Origin of the sequence: Streptomyces alkaliphilus, from assembly GCF_014141535.1 — a bacterium.
GTDB lineage: Bacteria > Actinomycetota > Actinomycetes > Streptomycetales > Streptomycetaceae > Streptomyces > Streptomyces alkaliphilus.
The window spans coordinates 1-5,365 of record NZ_VKHT01000294.1 but is presented as its reverse complement, the minus strand read 5'-3'; the positions used below and the strand labels follow the sequence as shown (position 1 = coordinate 5,365).

Annotated in this window: 4 protein-coding genes; 2 read left to right on the top strand and 2 right to left on the bottom strand. The window is 71.8% G+C overall.

Translation table 11 applies throughout. The features are described from left to right. Window positions 1-44 precede the first annotated feature (44 nt). A complete protein-coding gene (locus FNQ90_RS11510) occupies window positions 45-962 on the bottom strand; it encodes an NAD(P)/FAD-dependent oxidoreductase (protein WP_182606283.1) in 918 nt (305 codons plus the stop codon). Between the two features lie 111 nt (window positions 963-1,073). Here FNQ90_RS11510 and FNQ90_RS11505 point away from each other — a divergent pair, with 111 nt between their 5' ends. Continuing rightward, on the top strand, window positions 1,074-2,162 hold the full coding sequence (locus tag FNQ90_RS11505) for a saccharopine dehydrogenase NADP-binding domain-containing protein (protein WP_182606282.1): 1,089 nt from the start codon (window positions 1,074-1,076) through the stop codon (window positions 2,160-2,162). Between the two features lie 106 nt (window positions 2,163-2,268). Here FNQ90_RS11505 and FNQ90_RS11500 read toward each other — a convergent pair whose 3' ends face one another. Then, window positions 2,269-3,552, bottom strand: coding sequence for an extracellular solute-binding protein (locus FNQ90_RS11500; RefSeq protein ID WP_228471052.1), 1,284 nt, complete (start codon window positions 3,550-3,552; stop codon window positions 2,269-2,271). Between the two features lie 207 nt (window positions 3,553-3,759). On the opposite strand from FNQ90_RS11500, the gene FNQ90_RS11495 reads away from it, so the two are divergent. Next, on the top strand, window positions 3,760-5,355 hold the full coding sequence (locus FNQ90_RS11495; RefSeq protein WP_182606281.1) for an ABC transporter substrate-binding protein: 1,596 nt from the start codon (window positions 3,760-3,762) through the stop codon (window positions 5,353-5,355). Window positions 5,356-5,365: the final 10 nt, after the last annotated feature.

The window sequence follows — 5,365 nt, the reverse complement described above, 5'->3', positions numbered from 1 at the left end:
CGCCCCGGGGTTCTCCCGCCACCCGCCCGGTTCTTCCCGGCGCCTCAGCCGCCGAGGCCGGCGTCCTCCCGGAAGAGCTCCTGGTCCAGCCACACGGCGGCGCGCGCCCCGTCCGCCGCTCCGGTCACCACGAAGGTCAACGCGTCCGGCAGCGCCGCCAGACGGGCGGTGTCACCGGCCGCGAAGAGCCCCGGCACGGAGGTGCGCTGGAACTCGTCCACCCGCACCAGACCGTCGGGCAGCAGTTCGGCGCCCAACCGTTCGGCCAGCGGGGAGCGCTGCCGGGTGGGCGCGCGGTGGTACACGGCCTGTCGCTCCAGCACCCCGCCGTCCCCGAGGACGACGCGCACCGCGCCCTCGCGGCCCTCCAATCGGGCCACGGGGCGTTCGTCGACCGGTATCCCCGCCTTCTCCAGGGGGCCGGCGGCCTGCTCGGGGACCGGCCTGCCGTCGGTGCACACCACCACGTCCTCGCCGAACCGATCGGCGACGTACAGGGCCTGCATGACCTGGGCCGGCTCGTGGCCGAGCACGGCCAGCGTCATGCCCCGGGTCTCCCAGCCGTGGCAGAAGGGGCAGTGGTAGACGCCGCGCCCGAAGAGGTCGGACAGACCCGGCACGGTGTCCACGACATCCCGCTGCCCCGTGGCCAGCACCAGTTTCCGCGTCCGGACCTCCTCGCCGCCGGCCAGTTCGAGGACGAAGCCGGGTTCCGCGCGGACCGCCCCGGTGACGACGGTCTCCCACACCTCCACGTCATAGGGTCGCAGTTGCTCGCGGCCGATACGGCGAAGCTCCCCGGGCGGGGTGCCGTCCCGGGTGAGAAACATGTGGGTCTCGGACGCGGGGGCGTTGCGCGGCTCCCCGCCGTCCACCAACAGCACCCGGCGTCGCTGTCGACCGGAGACCAGCGCGGCGTTCAGTCCGGCCGGTCCACCCCCCACCACGATCACGTCGTACATCCGTCGTCATCCTTCCGGCGTTCGTCGAGGTGCGCCCTCACGCACCAATTGATAATGCATATCATTTTCATATGGTGCTCGTCCCGGGTGCCCGGAGAAAGGAGAACGCCCATGCGGTGGAAGTCGGCGATCGGAGTGCTCGGCGGATACGGGGCGGTCGGGGCGGCGGTGGTGCGACGGTTACTGGTCGCCGGCGCGGGACCGATCCTGGTGGCCGGCCGGGACGCGGCCCGGGCGGAGGCGTCGGTCGCTCGGATGGGAGCGGCCGGCGCGGAGGTCGGGGCGCTGCGCACCGACCTCGACGATCCCGACTCGCTCGACGCCTTCGCCACCCGGTGCCGACTGGTGGTCAACTGCGCGGGTCCGTCCTACCGGGTGCTGGACACCGTGGCCCGCGCCGCCCTGCGGGCGGGAGCGGACTACGTGGACGCGGCGGGGGACGACCCCGCGGCGGCGCGGCTGCGCGATGTCGGGGAGGAACACGCCGGACGGGAGGGCGGACGGGTCCTGGTGCTGTCGGCAGGGGCGCTGCCCGGTCTCTCCGGTCTGATACCGCGCGCGCTCGTCGCCCGGGCGGGGAATCCCGTACGACTCGACGCCCACCTGGGCGGAGTGGCACCCCTGACCCCCGCCGCGGCCGGTGACGTCCTGCTCGGTCACGGCCCGCGGCACGGGATGCCGTCCGCCGCCTGGCACGGGGGCGAAGTGCGCGAGCGCGCGCTGTCCCCGCTGCGCGACATCGCCCTGGACGCCTTCCCCCGCCCGGTCGGGGCCTTTCCCTTCCTGTCCACCGAGGCGGTGCGCCTGGCCGAGGAGACCGGGTTGGAGGAGCTGAACTGGTACACCGTCTTCGGCGGCGAACGCCTCGCGGAGGAACTGGCGTTGACCTGGGCACTGGAGGGCACGGACACCGCCCCGCTCGTCGCGGCCGCGGCGGAGGACGTCGCACGACTGGGGGCCTGGTACGGCCAGGAGTTCCGGCTGTGGGAGGGCTCCGTCGAGGGGTCGCACTCCCGGGCCGCGGTGCTGCGGGCGGAGGACTCCTACGAGTTGAGCGCCTTCCTCACCGCCGACGCCGCCCTGCGGGTGCTCGAGGGCTCGGTGCGCCCCGGGGTCTCCTTCGCCGCCGATGTCCTGGACCCGGAGGCGACGGTTCGATCCCTCGCGGCGGATGGGTGCGCCGAACTCATCCTCTCCTGAGGGAGGGGAGTCCCGCCGAGAGCTTCCCCCGCATGACGGAGTCCGGCCCCGGGAACGTTCCCGGGGCCGGACTCCGTCATGCGGGGGAAGGGGAGCGGCGGAGGTGTCAGCCGATGTCGTCGGTCCGCAGGCCGCTGAGCATCTCGGTGATCCGCTCGGACGCCTCCCGACCGGCGACTTCGGGGTCGGCTCCGCCGAGGACCGCGGACTGATAGGTCTTGATCGGGTTGTCCGCCTCGACCGCGCCCCAGCGAGGGGACTGCGGTGTGGCCCGGCCGTTGCGCGCCCCCTCGGTCATGGCGGCGGCGCCCGGGTCCTCGCTCACGGCCCCGGCGAGGGTGGTGCGGTTGGGCACCAGACTCATGCTCCGTGCCAGTTCGGTCTGCCAGCGGTCACCGGTCAGTGTCTTGACGAAGTCGTAGGCGAGCCGGCCGTGTTCGGACGCCTCGGTGATGATGAGGTTCGACCCGCCGGTGAAGACGGCCCCCGGGGTGTCCGCGTCGGGGCCCGGGATCGGGAAGAAGCCGATCTTCCCCTCCAGCGCCGGGTTGGTCTCCAGGATGGTGCGGGCGGAGCCCGGGGTGGAGATGATCTGCGCCACCCGACCGGAGGCGAACACCTCCTCGTGCGGCGGGTTGGCCTCGTCGGCGTCCCGGGGGCCGTCGCCCAGACCCTGGAGTTCGGCGTAGAACTCCATGGCGCTGACGGCCTCGGGGGTGTCCAGGGCGCCCCGCCACTGACCACCGCTCTCCACCGCGAGTTCGCCGCCCTCGTCCCAGACGAACCCGGCCAGGACGTACCAGTTCTGCCCCGGCAGGTAGATGCCCTGCTGCCCGGCGGGCTCGTCCAGCAGACGGGTGGCCTCCAGCCACTGCTCGCGGTCCGCGGGCGGTTCGGTGATGTCGGCCTCCTCGAAGAGGTCCGTGCGGTATATCACCACGCGGTTGGCGGCGTAGAAGGGGATGCCGTACTGGTGACCGTAGACCCGGCCGGGCTCGGCGAGTCCGGGCACCCAGTCGTCGCCGTCGAGGTCCACGACCTGGTTGGTGAGATCCCGCACCCCACCGATGTCGACGTACTGGGCGACCTGGGTGTTGCCGACCTCGATGACGTCGGGCCCCTCGCCGTTGAGGAGTGCCTCGGAGACCTTCTCCCCGATGCCTCCCCACTCCTGGATGGTGACCTCGACCTCCACCCCCTCGTGTTCCGACTCGAAGTCACTCACCACGCGGTCGATGAACTCCTCGCCCGCGCTGTGATTCATCATCCAGACCTCCAGGGTCCGGACGTCCCCGTTCCCACCGGGGAGAACGCCGCAACCGGCGAGCAGGGTACCGGTGGCGAGCAGGCACGCCGACCTGCCGAGGGTGGTGCGTGTGGTGGTTCTCAAGATCGCTCCCGACGGCGGATAAAAGGGAAGTCGATCAGGTCCATACCAATTGGTATGGACCTGTACGGGCTGTTACGAGGGTAACCCCTGGTGACCTGCGCCTTCCGACTCGGGGGCGGTTCCCCTCCTTCCGGAAGGGCTTGTGCATGTGCGTGCAGGTTGCAATAGTGGTCGATCATGAATAGGGATGACCGGACGAAGGTCCGCATGATGCGCGGAGTGATCACCGCGTTGCTGGTCGGAGCACTCGCCGGCACCGCGTGCTCCGCCCCGTCGGAGACCGGCGGCGACGAGGGGAGCGCCGCCGGCGGCGGCGCGGGACGGTCCCTGGTGGTCGGCATCGCGACCGAACCCGAAACCCTCAGCCCGCTCCTGGGCTACGGCAGGGACGGCAACTCCAAGATCTTCGACGGGCTGTTGAGCCGGGATGAGAACCTCGACCCGGTGCCCGCCCTCGCCACCGACCTTCCCGAGGTGAGCGAGGACGGTCTCACCTGGACCTACACCCTGCGCGAGGGCGTCACCTTCTCCGACGGCTCCCCCTTCACCGCCGCCGATGTCGTCTTCACCTACGAGACGATCCTCGACCCGGGCACCAACAACCCCGCCAGGGACGAACTCGCCGCGTTGGACCGTGTGGAGGCCGTCGACGACCACACGGTCGTCTTCACCCTCTCCCACCCCTACGCGCCCTTCGCCGAGCGCACCGTGCTGCCCATCGCCTCGAAGGAGGCCTTCGGCGACCAGGACGTCAACACCGGCCCCTACAACACCGAACCGGTCGGCACCGGCCCCTACACGCTCTCCTCCTGGAGCCGGGGCGAGCAGCTCGTGCTCGAGGCCAATCCGGAGTACCGGGGCGACGCGCCCGCCGTGGAGCGCCTGACCATGGCGGTCGTCCCCGACGACGACGCCCGCGCCACCCGCCTGCGGGCGGGCGAGTTGGACGCGGCGGTCCTCCCGCCACGCCTGGCGGCCGGCTTCGCCGACGAGCCCGGGCGCGTGGTGATCAACGCCGCGAGCGCGGACTTCCGCGGCGTGACCCTGCCCACCGGCCACCCCGTCACCGGCGACGTCGCCATCCGACGGGCGCTGGACATCGCCGTGGACCGGGAGGCGATCGTCGAGGCCGTTCTCGACGGTGCCGGGGCCGTCGCCCACGGCCCCGTGCCCACCGCGAGCCCCTGGTTCGCCGAGGGCACCGAGCGGCCCCTGGACCCGGAGGAGGCGGCGCGAATCCTCGACGAGGCGGGCTGGGAGGTCGGCGAAGACGGCATCCGTGAGCGCGAGGGGGAGCGTGCCGCCTTCACCCTCTACTACCCCTCCGGTGACCGCCTGCGCCAGGAGCACGCCCTGGCCTACGTCTCCGACGCCCGGGGGATCGGCATCGACATCACGGCCGAATCCGCGAGTTGGGAGGTCATCGCCCCGGCCATGGACGACCACGCCGTCCTCAACGGTGGCGGCAACCCCACCGACCCGGACTTCGACCTGTACGGTCTGCTCCATTCCGAACTGGCCGGCGACGGCTGGAACAACATGGCGCGTTACGCCAACCCCGCCGTCGACGAGCAGCTCGAGATCGGGCGTCGCACCGCCGACGAGGGGGAGCGCCGCGAGGCCTACGACGCCGTGCAGCGGGAACTGCGGGACAACCCCGGCTACACCTTCCTCACCCACATCGATCACGTCTACGTGATGAACGACGAGTGGGAGAACGTCACCACCCAACTGGAGCCGCACGACCACGGTCTGGGTGCCGGCCCCTGGTGGAACATCGAGGACTGGCAGCCCCGCCCGTGATGTCCTCCGC

What these genes read in the sequence shown, in the direction of transcription:
- FNQ90_RS11510 (WP_182606283.1), bottom strand. Translation starts at nt 962, where the DNA reads ATGTACGACGTGATCGTGGTGGGGGGTGGACCGGCCGGACTGAACGCC.
- FNQ90_RS11505 (WP_182606282.1), top strand. Translation starts at nt 1,074, where the DNA reads ATGCGGTGGAAGTCGGCGATCGGAGTGCTCGGCGGATACGGGGCGGTC.
- FNQ90_RS11495 (WP_182606281.1), top strand. Translation starts at nt 3,760, where the DNA reads ATGATGCGCGGAGTGATCACCGCGTTGCTGGTCGGAGCACTCGCCGGC.